We start from the raw sequence: 17,651 nt of genomic DNA on the forward strand, positions 1-17,651 counted from the left end.
CCCCCACTATAACCTGTCCCATTCTTGTTATTTTAACGTTTGGAGTCGCAAATCAATAGGCGCCCTTCCTCTCACGCTTCAAATCTTTGATTGAAGCGGAGCATCCTGGCGCTACTTTGGTGAAAGAGGAGTCGCGCGCGCGGATGGGGCATGGCGGAGAGCCAATCGCCCGACTGGGGGCAGCTGCAGAAAGCGCTGGCGGTTGAAGCCGAGCGCGGGTTTATCGACACGGCCGGCCGACGGTACCGTTTTAGCGAGTTTTTGTGCCTGCAACTGGGCAAGCCGCCGGCCGGCCTCACCGGCAAGTGGCGGCGCCGCTGGCAACAGCTAGCTACTGAGTTCGCGCACTACCCGCAAAAGCCCATAGAGCAGCGGCAGCATCTGGTCGCCGAGACCCGCCGCTTGCTCCAAGCCGTGCAGCAATCGCAACAGCAGCCCGCCGCGCCAGCGGCCTCCCCATCGCCGCGCGCTGCCTCGGCGCGCGCCACCTATACCTCCCATGCGATTGGGTTAGAGCGCCCAGTGGATGAGCTGCCCGGTATTGGGGCGCATCGCAGCCGCCAGCTGGCCCAATTGGGTTTATCGACCGTGCGCGACCTCCTGTTTTACTACCCGCGCGACTACGTCGACTATGCCAACCAGGTCAACATTACCGATTTGGTGGCTGGCGAAACGGTGACCGTGGTGGGAACGGTCAAAAGCTGCCAGTGCTTTACCAGTCCGCGAAACCGCAAGCTGACTGTTTTTAAGCTCCGCCTGCGGGACGCAACCGGCCAGATCGAGCTCAGTCGCTTTTTGGCCGGCGCACGTTTTGCCCATCGCGGCTGGCAGGAACGCCAGCGGCGCCGGTACCCGCGCGGAACCGTCGTTGCTGCCTCGGGGTTGGTTAAGCGCGGCAAGTACGGCCTGACGCTCGATGCTCCCGAGATTGAGGTGCTGGAGGGGGCTGATGCCAGCCCCGGCTCGCTGAAAGTGGGCCGCATTTTATCGGTCTATCCGCTAGCTGAGGGCGTCCCGGCCGATACGGTGCGGCGGGCAACCTGGGCGGCCCTACCGGCACGCGAGCACCTCAGCGACCCGCTACCGGCAGCGCTGCGCCAGCAGCACGATCTGGTTGATCGCCCCACCGCGATCACCGACATTCACTTTCCAGCCGATGGCGATTGCTTGTCAGCCGCCAAGCGGCGATTGGTCTTTGACGAGTTCTTCTTTTTGCAACTGGGATTCCTGCAGCGCCGCCGGCAGCAGCGCCAGTCGCAACAAAGTGCCATCCTATCGCCGCGCGGCGAGCTGATCGAGCGCTTCCAGCAACTGCTGCCGTTTGCCCTGACCCAAGCCCAACAGCGCGCCATCAACGAAATTCTGGCGGATCTGCCCTCAGAGACGCCTATGAACCGCCTCGTGCAAGGGGACGTGGGCTCGGGCAAAACGGTTGTGGCCGTACACGCCATCCTGGCCGCCATTCAATCGGGCTATCAGGCAGCACTCATGGCCCCGACTGAAGTGCTGGCCGAGCAGCATTACCGCAAGCTGGTGGCATGGTTCAACCAGCTGCAGCTACCGGTGGAGCTGCTGACCGGCTCGACCAAAACTAACAAGCGCCGGACCGTGCGCGCCCAACTCGAGACGGGCGAGCTGCCCCTGCTGGTCGGAACGCACGCGCTGATCCAGGATGCCGTCAACTTTCAGCAGCTGGGGCTAGCCGTCATAGACGAGCAACACCGCTTTGGCGTCCAGCAGCGCGCGCGCTTGCTGAGCAAAGGGCGATCGCCGCATGTGCTGACCCTAACCGCCACGCCCATTCCGCGCACCCTGGCCCTAACGCTCCACGGCGATTTGGATGTCTCGCAGATCGACGAGCTGCCGCCCGGGCGCCAGCGGATTCAAACCACTGTGCTGGCGGGGAAAGAGCGGTCTCAGGCCTACGAGCTCATCCGGCGCGAAGCCGTCCAAAGCCGGCAAGCTTACATCGTGCTGCCGCTCGTGGAGGAATCCGACAAGCTCGACATTCGCGCTGCTACCCAGGAACACCAGCGCTTGCAGACCAAGGTGTTTCCCAACCTTCAGGTTGGCCTGCTCCACGGACGCATGACCGCTGCCGACAAGGATGCGGCGGTCGAGGCCTTCCGCCGCAACGAAACTCAAATCCTGGTCTCGACAACCGTGATCGAAGTGGGGGTTGATGTGCCTAACGCCACGGTCATGCTGATCGAAAACGCGGAACGGTTCGGGCTATCGCAGCTGCACCAACTGCGCGGTCGGGTAGGACGCGGTCAGGATCGCGGCTACTGCTTGCTGCTAGGGCACTCCCAATCGGATGCGGCGCAGCAGCGCCTCAAGGTGCTGGAGCAGTCCCAGGATGGCTTTTTCATTGCCGAGATGGACATGCGCTTTCGCGGGCCGGGCGAGGTTTTGGGCAGCCGCCAATCGGGCCTGCCCGACTTTGCCCTGGCCAACCTCACTGAAGACCAGCAGGTGCTGGAGCTTGCCCGCACGGTAGCCGAAACGCTGCTAGCCCAAGATGAGGCCCTCGAGCGCCATCCCGGCATCCGGCAAGAACTAGCAAACCGCTACCGGCAACTGATGGGGGGCAAGATTTTGACTTGAGGCAGACGCCCTGCCGACTCCAGTAGTGCCTGCACACCCATGCCCGTTGGTGCCGCGATCGCTTCCCTACCCGCAATGCAATCGCAGTGCTCTTATACCAGTCCTCGTAGCTTGTGCACTAGATTTTGATCTCCGAAATCCCCTCAATATGGGAGTCATGTTTTTTGGCAAGCGTGCATCCGCTGCTCAAATTGGTATTACATACGGGATGCCTACCGTTATCCCAATCCTCGTAGCCTGTGTACTAGACTGCGACCCCCGAAACTCCCTAGGTATGGGACTCATGCTTTTTGGTAAGCGTGCATCGGCTGCTCAATTTGGGATTACTAGCGACAAATCCTGCAACTGCGTCGAAACGTTCTTAATTGGCTGGGTCGCAAACGGACGGTTTAAATGCATGGTGGGCCTGGTGCTAGTAACCTTGCGCTCTCAGCTCGCCCGCAAGCTACAAAGCATGGGCTTGGTGCAGCTAGAAGGCGATCGCGCAGCACTACGCTGCCAGCTCTACCGCCAGTATTTCAGTGAGCGCCTGTAACGGAAGCGCTTACCACCGCAGCAGGTTAAAGCGCTCCATATCGGTGGTGTTGCGATTGCGATAGATCGCCAACACGATTGCCAGGCCCACCGCGGCTTCCGCAGCTGCCACCGTAATCACAAAAATGGCAAACACTTGCCCCTTAACGCCCACCGGATCCATGTAGGTGGAAAAGCCGACCAGGTTGAGATTGACCGCGTTGAGCAGCAGTTCGATCGACATCAGCACGCGCACCATATTGCGGCTCGTGACCACCCCAAAAATGCCGATGCAGAACAGGGCAGCTGCAATTAGCAGGTAGTACTCCAGTTGCAGTTCCATAACTCCTCGCGCGCTGCTAGCGCTCTGCCTCCTTGGCGCTCTTACTAGCGGGTAGCAGCTCGCGCGGACGCTCCCGCAATCGCCACACGGTCTGCTGCGTTTGCCCAGGGGGCAGCTCGCCCTCGGGAATGACATCGCGCCGGGCCAGCACGATCGCGCCCACCATGGCCATTAGCAGCAGGATCGAGGCCAGCTCAAACGGCAGCAGGTAGTCGCTAAAAAAGTGTTTGCCAATCTCGACAACCGGGTAAGGGATGGGCGCTACATTGGCTGGGGCCAGCGACCAGGGCGTGTCCACAACGACAGTTGCCAACAGCGCAAACAGGCCAGCACTCACTAGCCCGGCAACGCTACCGCGCCACCAACGCCGGCTGGTTGGTGGAAAGGCCTCGCGCCGGTTGACCAGCATGATGGCAAACAGGATCAAAACGTTGACAGCGCCAACGTAGATCAGGACTTGGGCAGCCGCCAGAAAGTCAGCATTGAGCAGCACGTAAAGGCCAGCAACGCTGGCAAAGACGCCGCCCAGCAAAAAGGCTGCATAGACGAGGTTGGGCACCAGCACCACGCCAAGGGCAGCTGCGATGGTGCCGGCCGTCAGCACAAAAAACGAAACCAGTCGGACACCTTGAGCTAAATCCACGGTCGTGCGCTCCTTTAAGCGTTATCGCGTGCTTGACCGTTGGCGGCTTCGGCCGGCTCTGCTTCAGCTTGTTCCTGTTGGATTTGCGCCAGAATCTCTTCGGCGCGCTGGCCGGCGCGCTGCGTCCCGGCCGGCATGTCGTGGCCGTCGATGGCGCCTTTGGGCAGATAGGCCAGCTCGCGCACTGGGGTCACCATGGGGTCCTGAGTCACTTTGTAGGGCAGGCGACCCAGGGCTTCGTTGTCGTAGTTGAGCTCGTGCCGGTCGTAGGTCGAGAGCTCGTACTCTTCAGTCATGGAGAGGCAGTTGGTCGGGCAGTACTCGACGCAGTTGCCGCAGAAGATGCAGACCCCAAAGTCAATGCTGTAGTGGTTGAGCTTTTTCTTTTTCGCTGTTTTGTCGAACTCCCAATCCACCACCGGCAAGTTGATGGGGCAAACGCGAACGCAGACCTCGCACGAGATGCACTTATCGAACTCGAAGTGAATGCGCCCGCGATAGCGCTCCGCGGGAATAACCTTTTCGTAGGGATATTGCACGGTCACCGGCCGCCGGTTGAGGTGGTCGAAGGTGACCGAGAGGCCCTGGCCGATGTATTTGGCTGCGCGGAAGGTTTCTTGCGCGTAGTTGCCGACTTGGCGTAGAAACTCGAACATGGCGTTATCCGGATGGGGGGGCAACAGCAAACGGTGGGGTCCCTCACTCCTGCTAGCCGCCAAAGTAAGCCGGGAAGGCAAGCTTGAGTCCGGCCGTTAGCAACAGATTGACTAGCGAAACGGGGAGCAAGAATTTCCAGCCCAAATCGAGCAGCTGGTCGATGCGGATGCGCGGCACCGTCCAGCGCACCAGAACGGCCAAAAAGATCAGCAGGAAGGCCTTGAGCAGCGTCATCGCGATGCCCAACGACGCCGTTAGCACCTGCAGCCAAGGCGCGGTTTCGCTCACGCCCAGCCAATTGGCGAGCTGACTCAGCGGAACGATGAACTCCCAGCCGCCCAAGTACAGCACGGCAAACAGCAACCCCGACAGGATGAGGTTGACGTAGGAGCCCAAAAAGAGCAAGCCAAATTTCATACCCGAGTACTCGGTCTGATAGCCGGCAACGAGCTCTTCCTCGGCCTCGGGCAAGTCAAAGGGCAGGCGCTCGCACTCGGCCAGCGCTGCCACCCAAAACACCACTAGCCCGATGGGTTGGCGCCACAGGTTCCAGCTCAAGATACCGTAGCCAGCTTGCTGCTCGACAATATCGACCGTGCTAGCGCTGTTGGCCATCATGACAACGGCCAAGACAGCCAGCGCCAGCGGGATTTCGTAGCTGATCGACTGCGCGGCTGCCCGCAACCCACCCAGCAGCGAGTACTTGTTATTAGAGGCATAGCCGCACATCAGCAGCCCGATGGGGACCACACTCGAGACCACTATCCAAATAAAGATCCCCAATGTTAGATCCGAGATAATCAGGTCCTGCCCGAAGGGCACGATCAAGTAAGACACGAACGCAGGGATGACGACCAGCGCCGGTCCGAGGGTAAACAACGCCCGATCGGTGCGCGCCGTCAGGCTGTCTTCTTTAAATACCAACTTCAGGCCGTCGGCCACGGGCTGGAGGATGCCCAGTGGCCCGGTGTATTCGGGGCCGATGCGCTGCTGGGCGGCTGCCGAGACCTTGCGCTCGAGCCAAACGGCAACCAGCACCCCCAACGTCGCGCCGATAATCATCAGCAGCATGGGGAAGGGCATCCAGAGGGCTTTGGCCGCACCGGCCGGGATGCCCAGCTCCCGGGCGGACTCGATAAAGTTGGCTTGGAGGTCGATTCCTGAACTCATGGGATTGCATGCAGGGGACGAACGGCGCCGCCGCCGGCGCGCGCAACAATTTTTAACGTCCGAGCCGCCACCCAGTATACCGTCCTGTGGGGCTGCCGCCTAGCGCTGGTGAAGCGGCACGTAGGGAGCCTCGCGCGCGCCGGTGTAGATCTGGGTGGGGCGAAAGATGCGATTCTCGGACAGTTGCTCGCGCCAGTGCGCCAGCCAGCCCGCCACGCGCGCGATCGCAAACACAGGGGTAAACAAATCGGTCGGGATGCCCAACTTGCGATAGACCAACCCTGAGTAAAAATCGACGTTGGCGTGGATGCCCTTATCGCCCAGCTTTTCTGAGACCACTCGCTCCAGCTCGACGGCCACATCGTAGTACTTGTCGCGCCCTTTGGCCTCGAACAGCTGCTCGGCCAGATCCTGCAGGATCCGGGCGCGCGGATCCTTGACTTTGTAAACGCGGTGCCCGAATCCCATGATGCGAGTCTTGCGGGCGATGCATTCCTCGACGTAAGGGCGCACGTTGGCCTCAGAGCCAATGTCGGCCAAAACGGCCATGACCTGCTCGCTGGCGCCGCCGTGGAGCGGCCCGGCCAGCGTCCCCACCGCCGAGGCAACGACGGCGTAGGGATCGGTGAGGGTAGAGGCGGTCACCATGGCCGAGAAGGTGGAGGCATTGATGGTGTGCTCGGCATGGAGCATCAGGCAGGTATCGAAAACCTGGGCGGCCAGCGAATCCGGCTCGCGCTCGGTCAGCATGTAGAGAAAGTTGCTCGCATACCCCAGCTGGGGGTGCGGCTGCACCGGATCGTCACCGTGGCGCATTAGTTGCAGAGCGGCGACGGCGGTCGGAATTTTGGCTAGCAACCGAACCACCGCTTCGCGGATGTAGGCCGGATCGTCGGTGGCCCGCCGCGAGTAGAACAGGCCCAGCGAGGCTGCCAGCGTCTGCAGTGCATCCATGGGATGGCCCGTATCGGGAAAGCATTTCATCATGTCCCGAATTTGGTACTTGAGGCGCTGCTGCTGGCGGATTTCGTGCTGGAACTGCGCCAGCTCCTCGGCATTGGGAAGCCAGCCCCAGATCAGCAGGTAAGCGGTCTCTAAAAACGCGCTGTGGCGCGCGAGCGCCTCAATGGGGATGCCGCGATACTCCAGAATGCCGCGCTGGCCGTCGAGGTAGCTAATTTGGGAATGCGCTGCCGGGACCCCGTCCAAACCGGGCCGGTACTCGCCGCTGGTCATGGCATGCCCCATCGGTGCCGCTTTTGCTCTGCGCCCAACTTACCGCATGCCGGGCGGGCTGCAGGCGGCCGCTGGTGCAATCGCTGTCAAGCCAGCACCCACTTGGGCGGTGCCAGCAGAAACAGTGTCCCTTGCCCCATAGGCGTTGCGCTGTCGGGTAGTTGAATGCCGATCGTCCCGGCCTTTTTAACGGTCAGCTTTTGTCGGTCGCCGCCCCAAACCAAGGCCTCGGCCCACGCGCCCAGATCGGGCTGGTGCCCCACGAGCGCGAGGTAGGGCGTTTGCGCCTCGCTCAGCCACTGCTGCCACCAGTCCGTCCAGGCAGCTAGCTCGCCGCCGGGCGCCAGCGGGTCGCACGGCTCGATGCGATCACTCAAGCCAGCTGCCTGCAACAGCTCAGCCGTTTCCCGAGCGCGCACCAGCGGACTGGTCCAGATGCGATCGAAGGCCAGCCCGGTTCCGGCGAGCCGCTGCGCGACAGCGCGGGTGCGTTGCCGTCCCTGCTCGGTCAGGGGGCGATCGGCGTCGTTGGCGTAGGCCCGGGCCTCGGCGGCAATGCCGTGGCGGATCAGGTACAGCTCCATGGGGCCGTGCCCTCAATCCGTTTGGATGACGTCTTCATCCGGGTTGACCAACCGCAGCAGCTTTTGCTTGATCTGCGTATCGAAGACTTCCCACTTGAGCTTGGCGTATTTGGGGTGCTCGTTGAAGCCGTAGAGAAACCCGAGCGGTACCTCAAAGCCACCTGCGTTGTAGCGGCCGCCGCCGAAGTAGCGACCCTGGGCGTCCTTGCCAAAGGCCTCTTTGATGAATTCGTCGGGATCGAGGGTGATTTTGTTGGTCCGCAGCGAGCCAATGACCACCTCGAGTTCTTCTTCCTCGTTGTGGACGATGCCGTAGACCACCGCCGTATGGACGTTTTCTTCAGTCACGAGGAAATCCGAGGACTGGGGAATGGCATCGCGGTCGTCGTAGCGCAGGTAGCCCACCCCGGCAATGGAGTAGCTGTTGCGCACGATGCGGTTTTTGAGCGATCGCTCGATGACGTCCATGACGCGCTTGGAGCGCGCCGAGTGGACCACAGCGCTCAGTAGCTGCGGATCGTAGAAGCGGCTCAGGTAGGCGGCAGCCTGAAAGTCCTCCGCCTGGGCCTGCAGCAGCCGATTGGTATCGGAGCGCAAGCCGTGCATGAGCGCGGTCGCGCACTTAACGTGCTTGTTATTGCTGGCGTTGAGCTGCAGCATCCCCGCCTGGATGTACTGGGTCAGCATCGTGGCGGTCGCGCGGGTTTGGACGCGCAGATCGAACAGCTCGGCCTCGAGATCGCCCTGGTTGGTGTGGTGGTCGATGACGATAAAAATGGGCAGCTGGGCTTGCTGCACCATGGGCATCAGCTGGCTGGTGGTGCCCTGATTGTCGATCAGCACGCAGCCGTGATAGACGGAGAGGTCGCGGTCTTTGAGGCTGTGCACGCTCCAGCGCTTGGCCGGCAAGCCGGTCAGTTTGACCAGGGCAATGTTTTCCTGGTGCGAGAGAATCCCGGCGTAAACGATGTCAGCCTGGATGTCGTACTGCTGGGCGATGAGCTGGTAGGCCCACGCGCTCGAGAGCGCGTCCGGATCGGGAAAATCCTGGATCAGTACGATGTGGCGCTCGCTGCGGTGCCGCTCGAGCGTTTGCCTGAGCGACTCGACCGCTTGGTCCAGGGGCGGATCGGCTTCCTGGGGCTGCACGCGGGTGCTGGTACCGTTGCCTTCCTCCGGCTTGGCAGCCTCGATCTCGGAAGGAGCATCGGCACCGGCAAGCGAGTTGTCTTGGGAACTGAGCGAATGCATCGTCGACTCCCGGGCGCGATTCGCCTGGCTGCCAGCAGCCGGCAAGTCAGGCCTGCCTGCAGGCTAGCATTGGCGCTGGGGGCAAGGCAGGGGCTCACACGTTAAGACCGATGACATACTTGCGCCACTCGTGATTGCGGTTGCCTTGCAAGTGCCGCGCTAGCTCGAAATACAGGCTGCTGTAGGGCCGTCGGGGCGGGCGCTTGAGCTCCATGCTGGCCTCTTGCGGCGTGCGGCTTCCCTTGCGGACGTTGCAGCGGATGCAGGCTGTGACCAAGTTGTCCCAGCGGTCCGTACCGCCTTGGGCGCGCGGAACAACGTGATCGAGGGTGAGCCGATCGCCTTTGTAGTTGCAATACTGGCAAGTCCGGGCATCCCGCTCCAGAATGTTGCGGCGCGTCAGCGGGATCTCTTTGTAAGGGACGCGGACGTAGTAGCGCAGCCGAATGACCGAGGGCAGGGGGAACTCGGGGCAGACGTGCGTTCCGGCGTGCTCCAAGCGCTCGGCCTTGCCTTTTAGCAGCAGTACGACAGCCCGCCGCCAGCTCGTCAAATTGAGCGGTTCGTAGGAGGCATTGAGTACCAGAACTTTGCCCATGGCCCCCCGATGGGTGGTTCAGGCAAGGCTGCCGCAGATGCTAGCACAGGGGGTCGCGCTGGCGACAGCGGCGCGGTTGACGCCTTAGCTGGGTTTGCTAAGTTCTAGGGCGGCCGCCGTTGCCTTGGGGCCGAATGGGCAATGGTGTGGTGTGTTGCCAGGAGTGAGGATCGTGCCCGAGGCTGAACCGTCTGCCCGCCCAGCAAGCCAGCTCCGAACGGTCAGCCCGAGCGCGGCAACCGGGTGCCACCGCGCTTGGGTGGAGGTGAGCTGCAGCGCAATCGCGGCTAACGTCCGGCAGCTGCGGGGGGTTTTGGCCCCGCAGACCGAGCTGGTCGCTGTAGTTAAAGCGGATGCCTACGGGCACGGTGCCGTCCGGGTTGCCCGCACGGCCCTGGCCGCCGGCGCCAGCCGGCTGGCTGTGGCGACCTTGCAGGAAGGCAAAGAACTGCGGCAGGCGGGCATTGACGCGCCCATTTTGCTACTGGGGGCTGCTAACGACCCAGGCGAGATCGCCGCGATCGCGGATTGGCAGCTGCAGCCGACGCTGGGGATGCCGCAGCAGGCGCTGACTGTCTCGGAGGTGATGGCGCAGCGCGGCGGCACGATCACGGTTCATCTCAAAATCGATACGGGCATGTCGCGCTTGGGAACCCTCTGGGAGCGCGCAGCCGAGTTCGTTCGGCTCGTGCGCCAACTGCCGCATCTCAAGATCGCCAGCCTCTACTCCCACCTGGCCACGGCCGACGATCCCGATCCCACGGTCATGCAGTGGCAGCAGCAGCGCTTTAGCGCCGCGATCGCCAGCTTGCAAGCCCACGGCATAGCCCTGCCGCCGCTGCATCTGGCTAACTCCGCCGCAACGCTGCGCGATCGCAGCTGCCACTACGACTGGGTGCGCGTGGGCTTGGCCCTGTACGGGCTCCATCCGGCGCCCCACTTGCGCTCTTGCCTCGCGCTGCAACCGGCGCTCCAGCTCAAAGCCAAAGTCACGCAAGTCAAAACCATTCCCGCCGGGGCCGGCGTCAGCTACGGCCACCAATTCGTTGCCGATCGCCCCATGCCCATTGCCGTGGTGGGCATCGGCTACGCTGATGGCGTGCCGCGGAACCTCTCCAACCGCCTGCAGGTACTGGCGCGCGGTCGCCGCCTGTCCCAAATCGGCGCCATTACCATGGACCAGCTCATGCTCGATGCCAGCGCCATCCCGGATCTGAGCCCGGGCGAGGTGGTAACGCTCATCGGCCAGGATGGGGAGGCTGCAATTGAGGCCACGTCCTGGGCGGAGGCGCTCGGTACTATCGACTGGGAGATCCTGTGCGGCTTCAAGCACCGCTTGCCGCGCATCGAGCGCGACTGAGCGGCTAAGCCCCAACGGGCGCGCGCGACGCTGCTTCGGCAATGACGCGCTCGTAGAGATCGCCCAGCTGCGCCGCCACGCCGCTCCAGCTAAAGCGATCCACCACGCGCTGGCGCGCGTTGGCCCCCAGCTGGCGCCGCCACTCGGGATTGCCCAAAACGCGATCAATGGCCTGGCTAAAAGCTTCCACAGCTTGGGGCGGCACGAGCAGCCCTGTTTCCTCGGGGACTACGGTGAATTGCAACCCCCCAACGTTGCTGCCCACCACGGGCGTACCGCTAGCCATGGCCTCGATGGGCACCAGCCCGAACGGTTCGTAGTGGCTGGGCACTACGCAAACGTCGGCAGCTGCGTAGTAAGCGGGCAATTCGGCATCGGGGACCCGGCCGGGAAACTGCGTGCAGTCGGCCAGGCCCAGCTCGCTCACCAAGTCCCCAATGCGCCGGCGCTCTTCACTGTCAGGTTTGTTGGGGTCTGCCCCGCCCGCCAAAATGAGCTGCAGCGGCGCGCCGCGAGCGCGCAGCTGCGACTGCGCCACGGCTCGCACCAGAGTTTCGATACCTTTGCGCCGATCAAAGCGCCCAATATAGAAGATGACGTAAGCTTCGGGCGCGATGCCCAAGCGTTCGCGCGCGGCTCGGTCGTCAATGGAGCCAAAGTGCTGGATGTCGGTGCCGCAGGGAATGACCTCAATGCTGCCGGCGCTCGAGACCAGCGCGCGCATGTGCGCCTGCTCCTGCGGGGTCGTGGCCACCACGCGATCGGCGGTCTCCAAGCACGCCTTCTCCACCTGCAAGCGCTGGCTGGCAATGGGTGGAACGTCCTCGACGGCCTGGTACTTGACTGACCCGAGCGAGTGGTAGGTGTGCACCAGGGGCAGCCCGTAGCGCTGCTTGAGGGCCAGCCCCACCCAGCCCGAGAGCCAGTAATTGCTGTGGATCAGCTCGTAGGCAATGCCTTGCGCGCGTGCAAAGGCTTGCAACTGCTGGAGGAAGTCCTCGCAATAGCCAAAGATGTCCTGGCGCGGTACGAATGCTTCCGGTCCAGCCTGCAAGCGGATCGTTCGGCAGTTGGGCTGGTGGGTTACGACCTCGGGTTGCTCGGGATCCGCTTTGCGCGAAAACATCTCCACTTGCCAGCCCTGCTGCGCCAGCGCTTCCCCCACTTGGCGCACGTAGACGTTTTGACCGCCCGCTTCTTCACCGCCAATGTCGACGGCCGGATCGCCGTGAACCGAGATCAAAGCTAGGTGGCGCCCGCCGGTTGCGTTCATAATCCCCTCATCTGGCCCATCAGGGCATCGCGCCGCTGCTTGCACCCTTGACGGTCGCGAGCCGCTCATTAGCTGCCCTGCAACAAACGGTAGCAGCTCTCCCAGAGGACAGCGAATTGGGTCGAGATGGCGGTTGGGCACGCGATCGCCCGACGGCTACGGCCATTGGAGTTCGCTTGGGCCGTGCGTTATGATTAACGGCGTCTTGCCTGGAGAGGTGGCTGAGCGGTCGAAAGCGGCAGATTGCTAATCTGTTGTACGGCTTAACGCCGTACCGAGGGTTCGAATCCCTCCCTCTCCGCTGATTGCCATTGCCGTTAAGTGTTGCCTGCTGGGTCGCTACAACCGCAGGCTAAGGAACCGTATGCGCTTACCTTCCCGACCCAACGACCGGTCCTGAGCGCCACGCTGGCAGCCACGGTTCTATCGAGTGGCGGCTCATCCTCAATGGGGTCGCAGGAGCTGCCCGATTTCTCGACTAGCGACGGCAGCGACACCCAGAGTTCGGGGCAAGCGCTCAAGATCGGGACGCTGCTGCCGGTTACTGGGGATCTGTCCTCAATCGGGCAGAACATGCCCAAAGCGGTCCGCATGGCCGTGGAGCGCGCCAACAGCTGCCAGGGGGTCAACGGCCAGCCCATTGAGCTGGTTACCGAGGACAGCCAGACCGATCCGGCGGCCGGCTCGGCTGCCGCGAGCAAGCTAGCCCAGGCCGACAGTGTCGATGCCATTGTCGGGGCCTTCTCCAGCGGCGTCTCCAGCGCCTCGGTCGATGTTGCCGTGCGCAACCAAGTCATGATGGTCTCGCCCGGCAGCACCAGCCCCACCTTTACCCAGCGCGCTCAAGAGGGGGATTTCAACGGCTTTTGGGCGCGCACGGCCCCGCCCGATACCTATCAAGCCCGCGCCCTGGCCAAGCTAGCCGACAAGCGCGGTTTCAAGCGCGTCTCAACCGCGGTTATCAACAACGATTACGGCGTGGGGTTCGAGCGCGAGTTTACCCAAGCCTTCGAACGCTTGGGCGGCACCATCGCCAATGGCAGCAATCCCGTTCGCTATCCGCTCAAGGCCGCCACGTTGGATAGCGAGGCGCAAGCGGCCTTTGGCAATGGCGATCCCGATGCGGTTATGGCAGCGGTCTATCAGGAGACTGGAAGCCTGCTGCTCAAAGCCGCCTACCAGCAGGGCCTGATGGAAAACACGCAGGTGCTGCTCACCGATGGGGTCAAATCCCAGGAGTTTGTCGAGCAAGTCGGCCAGACCCCCGGCGGCCGCCCCATTATTGCCGGGGCGCTGGGAACGGTGCCAGCCGCCAACGGTGATGCCCTCCAGGCCCTCGAATCCCGCTGGCAGGAGCAAACGGGCGATTCGCTGACGGCCTTCATTCCGCACACTTGGGACGCAACCGCCCTAATTGCCCTCGCTGCGCAAGCCGCCGGTGAGAGCTCAGGGCCGGCCATTAAAGACCGCATCCGCGATGTCGCCACGCCGCCCGGCCAAGCGGTTAGCGACCTGTGCCAGGAGCTGGAGCTGCTGCGGCAGGACCAATCAATCAACTACCAAGGGGCCAGCGGCAACGTCGACCTCAACGAGTACGGCAATGTCGTGGAGGTCTATGACGTGTGGCAGGTGCGAGAAGACGGCAGCATCGAAACGGTCGATCGCGTCGAGCCCCAACTGGAGTCCTCAAACTGACCGCTGCCCTAAGGCGCGGCTTCCAGCGAGGCGAGCGGATCCGGCACCGTGTCGGAGGGGGCTTGGAACTCGCCCCTTAGGGCGTACTGCAGTCGCAGCTGGAGCCAGGTGGCAAAGGTGGAATTGGTGGTAACGATCGCAGCTGAAGGCTGCGGGCAGCGGGCCTTGATGGAGGCAAACTCGGGGGCTTCTAGAAAGGCCGGCTGCTTGATGAGCCAAAAGTCAATGGGCTTGTCGTGCTCTTGGTAGTAAATGCGACGCTCTTCCAGGACCTCCTCAAGGGGCTCTTCCTCGAGGAGAAAGTGTTGGCTGGCTAGAACGTAGTAGTAGCGCTGCACGATCCGAGCTCCAATGGCTGCGAGGGGGGGGCGGCCGTTGGCTGGCGAATCAAGGTTCGCCGCGCAACAGCGCCTTCATATCGCGGACGGCGCGCTCCATCCCCACGAGGGCGGCGCGGCTGACGATGGCGTGACCAATGTTGAGCTCAGCCATGCCCGCAATGCGAGCGACCGGGGCTGTATTGCGATAGGTTAACCCGTGCCCGGCATTGACGCCCAATCCGGCGGCGCGGGCTTGCTGGCAGCGATCGCTTAAGGCCGCCAGTTGGGGATCGCGCGCGCTAGCGCTTGGGGCTTGGGCATAGTCGCCGGTATGGAGCTCGATCAGCTGCGCCTGCACCTTGGCAACGGCGGCGATTTGGCTGGGCTCGGGATCGACAAACAGGCTGACCGGGATACCGTCCCCTTGCAACTGCTCCACGGCGGCACGCAAGCGCTCGGGCGAGCTAGCGACATCCAAGCCGCCCTCAGTGGTCACTTCCTCGCGCCGCTCCGGCACCAAGGTGACGTAGTCGGGAACGAGCTCGCGCGCGATGGCAACCATTTCCTCGGTCGGCGCCATCTCCAGATTGAGGTGCGTTTGCACGGTCTGGCGCAGCAGCCGTACGTCGCGGTCTTGAATGTGGCGCCGGTCTTCGCGCAGGTGAACGGTAATGCCATCGGCGCCGGCTAGCTCGGCCAAGGTGGCCGCCGCTACGGGATCGGGCTCGTCCGTGCGCCGCGCCTGCCGGATGGTGGCGATGCGATCGAGGTTGACCCCCAGCGTTACCGCCGCAGGTGCATTGGCGTCAGCCGATTCAGCCATGGTTGCCGTCTGGCTTCGCGGTTGCGCTCGCCTTGCTGCACTGCCGGCAAGCTGCGAGCGTTCCAAACCGTATCACGGCGGTACTGCATCCGCACTACTGGCTCGGTGAGACAACGCGCAGGCGCCGCGTAATGGTCGTCATGCCGCCCTGGCGGACCAAAACGGCCGACAGCCAGTGGCTGCCGGTCTGTTTGGGCGCCTGGCCCACCTTGTAGAGGCCGCCGGCCGGCAGCGGTTGCAGCTCCAGCGGCGGCGGCTGCAGGTACCGCTGGCCGCTAACCGCTTGCATGGTGGCAGAGCCCAGCAAAACCGCGTCTCCCAGCGGTTGGGTGGCAATGGCATCAAAATGGAACCGCTCGCCGGGCGCCACGGTTGCGGGCAGGTTGATGCGAACTTGCGGGGGATTGCTGCCTGCGGTGAGCTCGGTTCGCTCCAAGAGGATCGTTTGCCGGGTGACGGTTCGATCAGCCAAACGCTGGCGCGATCGCAACCGGGCATCCAGCCGGAAAGTGCGATGCTCGCCCTGGCGCTTGCCCGTGACGTGCGTCTCGGTGGTGGTAACAAAACCGCGGCCTCGCCGCTGCCACGACTGCAGCTGGATGTCGTACTGGAGCTGCTCGTAGCGCTGGTGCAGCTGCGACAGACCCGCCACCAACTGCGAGCGTTCTAGGCCGCCCGAGCGCTCGAAGCGCGCCCCATACAATTGCTTCAGCTGCTGCGCATTGCCGCGATTGGCCGCCCGCTCGATGGTCGAGAGCAACTGCGTCAATTCGGAGGGGGCCGAGGCGGGCGAGCGGGCGCGCGCGCTCTGCCCCAGCGGTAGCACCAGCCCCAAGGCCAGGGCCAGCGATCCGGCCAGCCGGGGCAGGCAAATCAGGTGGGAGCGCTGGGATAAAGCAAGCGGCATGGGGGGAGCTTGATAGGATTGGCTCATACCAATTCTCGTGGCTTGTGCACTAGATTGCGATCTCCAAAACCTCTTCAATATGGGAGTCATGTTCTTTGGTAAGCGTGCATCCGCTGCTCAAATTGGTATCAGTCCGAATTCTAGCGCATCCTGCAGGCGCGATTGGGGCATTTGTCCCGGCTCGCGAGCGCGTACCTGAGGTAGCGATGCGATTGCTAATTGCCGCCAGCGGGACGGGCGGTCACCTTTTTCCCGCCCTGGCCGTCGCCGAGCGCTTCTCTGACGCGCACATTGAGTGGTTGGGCGTTCCTGATCGCCTGGAAGCGCAGCTCATCCCCCAGCACTACCCGCTGCACACTGTCGCGCTGGCGGGCTGGCAGAGCGGCTCCCACTGGCAGGCTGCGCGCTTGCTAGGGCAGGCCATGGTGGCAAGCGCGCGCGTATGGCGCTTGCTGGGGCGGCAGCAGATCGACGCCGTTTTGACCACTGGCGGCTATATCGCCGCACCTGCCATCCTGGCGGCCCGGTTGCGCGGCATTCCTGTCGTGCTGCACGAGTCGAACGCCCTACCCGGGAAAGTTACGCGCTGGCTGGCTCCGTTCTGTACCACGGTTGCGGTGGGCGTTAGCAGCGCCCAGCGTTGGTTGCCGCGCGCTCGCACCATCGCGACCAGTACGCCCGTACGGGCCGAGTTCGAGGCGCCGCAACCGCTCGATTTGGCCCTTCCCGAAGGGGCGCCGACAGTCGTGGCCATGGGCGGCTCGCAAGGGGCCGTTGCGCTCAACCAGCTGATCCGGCAGTGCGTCCCGGCATGGTGCCAAGCGGGCGCCACCGTGGTCCATCTCACCGGCGATCGCGATCCCGATGCCAACAGCCTCCAACACCCGGGCTATTGGGCGCTGCCATTCTACGAGCGCATGGCAGCCCTACTACAGCACGCCGATCTGGCGATCGCGCGGGCGGGTGCCGTTTCGCTAGCCGAGCTAGCTGCCACGCACACCCCAGCCGTTTTGATTCCGCTCCCGCACGCGGCTGAGGACCACCAGGCCCACAATGCCCAGGCTTGGGTTGATGCGGGGGCAGGCCTGATGTACCGGCAAAACACCCTGTCCCCGCAGCAACTGCAATCGCAAGTGCTGGCCCTCATTCGCTCGCCCCAGCAACGGCAAGCCATGGCCGAGCGCGCTGCAACGCTAGCGCCGGGTGACAGCGCCGCTCGCTTGGCAGAAGCCATTCGCGAGACCGCGCTCGTTAGGGATTAGGGAGCTGACGGGCCGATCCGGCCTTAGGAACAACCCCAACGAAGCATTGCTGCTTGGCGCGAGCGGGTTTGCCGCAGTCAGCAAGGGGTTTTTTGTGAGGAATTGCAATCCGCTCGAGCCGCGCCGGCGAGGTAAGGGGGCAACCGGTTGGGCAGTACCAAGCGGTGGTGATACCTTAAGAGGCACCGGACTGATACCAATTCTCGTGGCTTGTGCACTAGATTTCGACCTCCAAAACTCCCTCAATATGGGAATCATATTCTTTGAAAAACGTGCACCTACTGCTCAAATTGGTATGAATCCAGCACTTCGAGCGGTTCGGACTGTGGTTGCCAGCTAGCTAACAGGCTGGCGACCGGGTCGTCCATCCAACAAAATGGTTGCCATCCCGTACGGTTATTTTGAGCTC

General features: G+C 63.1%; 17 protein-coding genes and 1 tRNA gene. 6 read left to right on the plus strand and 12 right to left on the minus strand.

The window, feature by feature from the left end:
* Positions 1 to 150 precede the first annotated feature (150 nt).
* Both BRC58_07715 and BRC58_07720 read left to right on the plus strand, forming a co-directional pair.
* Positions 151 to 2,607 carry a DNA helicase RecG gene (locus BRC58_07715; protein ID PSP16918.1) on the plus strand — a complete coding sequence of 819 codons (2,457 nt, stop codon included), beginning with the start codon at positions 151 to 153 and terminating at the stop codon, positions 2,605 to 2,607.
* A 148-nt stretch (positions 2,608 to 2,755) separates the two neighbouring features.
* The gene (locus BRC58_07720; protein PSP16919.1) at positions 2,756 to 3,142 is read left to right on the plus strand and encodes a hypothetical protein; all 387 of its coding nucleotides are present in this window, start codon (positions 2,756 to 2,758) and stop codon (positions 3,140 to 3,142) included.
* 9 nt (positions 3,143 to 3,151) lie between these two features.
* Here the strand turns inward: BRC58_07720 and BRC58_07725 are convergent, their stop codons facing one another.
* From BRC58_07725 to BRC58_07760, 8 genes are all read right to left on the minus strand, one after another.
* A complete protein-coding gene (locus BRC58_07725; GenBank protein PSP16920.1) occupies positions 3,152 to 3,463 on the minus strand; it encodes an NADH-quinone oxidoreductase subunit NuoK in 312 nt (103 codons plus the stop codon).
* A gap of 16 nt (positions 3,464 to 3,479) precedes the next feature.
* Positions 3,480 to 4,106, minus strand: a complete 627-nt coding sequence (locus BRC58_07730; protein PSP16921.1) for an NADH-quinone oxidoreductase subunit J — start codon at positions 4,104 to 4,106, stop codon at positions 3,480 to 3,482.
* A gap of 14 nt (positions 4,107 to 4,120) precedes the next feature.
* Positions 4,121 to 4,762, minus strand: a complete 642-nt coding sequence (locus tag BRC58_07735) for an NAD(P)H-quinone oxidoreductase subunit I (protein PSP16933.1) — start codon at positions 4,760 to 4,762, stop codon at positions 4,121 to 4,123.
* 52 nt (positions 4,763 to 4,814) lie between these two features.
* Positions 4,815 to 5,933 (minus strand): NADH-quinone oxidoreductase subunit NuoH, encoded by a 1,119-nt coding sequence (locus tag BRC58_07740; GenBank protein PSP16922.1) that lies wholly within the window; start codon positions 5,931 to 5,933, stop codon positions 4,815 to 4,817.
* Positions 5,934 to 6,032: 99 nt separating this feature from the next.
* Positions 6,033 to 7,169 carry a citrate synthase gene (locus BRC58_07745; GenBank protein ID PSP16934.1) on the minus strand — a complete coding sequence of 379 codons (1,137 nt, stop codon included), beginning with the start codon at positions 7,167 to 7,169 and terminating at the stop codon, positions 6,033 to 6,035.
* A gap of 86 nt (positions 7,170 to 7,255) precedes the next feature.
* A complete protein-coding gene (gene sixA / locus BRC58_07750) occupies positions 7,256 to 7,753 on the minus strand; it encodes a phosphohistidine phosphatase SixA (GenBank protein PSP16923.1) in 498 nt (165 codons plus the stop codon).
* A gap of 12 nt (positions 7,754 to 7,765) precedes the next feature.
* A complete protein-coding gene (locus BRC58_07755) occupies positions 7,766 to 9,004 on the minus strand; it encodes an exopolyphosphatase-like protein (GenBank protein PSP16924.1) in 1,239 nt (412 codons plus the stop codon).
* 94 nt (positions 9,005 to 9,098) lie between these two features.
* The gene (locus tag BRC58_07760; protein PSP16925.1) at positions 9,099 to 9,602 is read right to left on the minus strand and encodes an HNH endonuclease; all 504 of its coding nucleotides are present in this window, start codon (positions 9,600 to 9,602) and stop codon (positions 9,099 to 9,101) included.
* 163 nt (positions 9,603 to 9,765) lie between these two features.
* On the opposite strand from BRC58_07760, the gene BRC58_07765 reads away from it, so the two are divergent.
* On the plus strand, positions 9,766 to 10,962 hold the full coding sequence (locus tag BRC58_07765; GenBank protein ID PSP16926.1) for an alanine racemase: 1,197 nt from the start codon (positions 9,766 to 9,768) through the stop codon (positions 10,960 to 10,962).
* Positions 10,963 to 10,966: 4 nt separating this feature from the next.
* Here the strand turns inward: BRC58_07765 and BRC58_07770 are convergent, their stop codons facing one another.
* On the minus strand, positions 10,967 to 12,235 hold the full coding sequence (locus tag BRC58_07770; GenBank protein PSP16927.1) for a glycoside hydrolase: 1,269 nt from the start codon (positions 12,233 to 12,235) through the stop codon (positions 10,967 to 10,969).
* Positions 12,236 to 12,446: 211 nt separating this feature from the next.
* On the opposite strand from BRC58_07770, the gene BRC58_07775 reads away from it, so the two are divergent.
* Positions 12,447 to 12,536 (plus strand) — tRNA-Ser (locus BRC58_07775).
* A 146-nt stretch (positions 12,537 to 12,682) separates the two neighbouring features.
* The gene (locus BRC58_07780; GenBank protein ID PSP16928.1) at positions 12,683 to 13,930 is read left to right on the plus strand and encodes an amino acid ABC transporter substrate-binding protein; all 1,248 of its coding nucleotides are present in this window, start codon (positions 12,683 to 12,685) and stop codon (positions 13,928 to 13,930) included.
* 8 nt (positions 13,931 to 13,938) lie between these two features.
* Here the strand turns inward: BRC58_07780 and BRC58_07785 are convergent, their stop codons facing one another.
* From BRC58_07785 to BRC58_07795, 3 genes are all read right to left on the minus strand, one after another.
* Positions 13,939 to 14,268: a DUF2488 domain-containing protein gene (locus BRC58_07785; protein PSP16929.1), complete on the minus strand. Its 330-nt coding sequence runs from the start codon at positions 14,266 to 14,268 to the stop codon at positions 13,939 to 13,941.
* A 49-nt stretch (positions 14,269 to 14,317) separates the two neighbouring features.
* Positions 14,318 to 15,073 (minus strand): pyridoxine 5'-phosphate synthase, encoded by a 756-nt coding sequence (locus BRC58_07790; protein PSP16930.1) that lies wholly within the window; start codon positions 15,071 to 15,073, stop codon positions 14,318 to 14,320.
* Positions 15,074 to 15,167: 94 nt separating this feature from the next.
* A complete protein-coding gene (locus BRC58_07795) occupies positions 15,168 to 16,007 on the minus strand; it encodes a hypothetical protein (GenBank protein PSP16931.1) in 840 nt (279 codons plus the stop codon).
* A 179-nt stretch (positions 16,008 to 16,186) separates the two neighbouring features.
* Here BRC58_07795 and murG point away from each other — a divergent pair, with 179 nt between their 5' ends.
* Positions 16,187 to 17,242 carry an undecaprenyldiphospho-muramoylpentapeptide beta-N-acetylglucosaminyltransferase gene (gene murG, locus BRC58_07800; protein PSP16932.1) on the plus strand — a complete coding sequence of 352 codons (1,056 nt, stop codon included), beginning with the start codon at positions 16,187 to 16,189 and terminating at the stop codon, positions 17,240 to 17,242.
* The last annotated feature ends 409 nt before the right edge of the window (positions 17,243 to 17,651 follow it).

The sequence above is a fragment of the Cyanobacteria bacterium QS_8_64_29 genome (assembly GCA_003022125.1).
Taxonomy (GTDB): Bacteria; Cyanobacteriota; Cyanobacteriia; order Cyanobacteriales; family Rubidibacteraceae; genus QS-8-64-29.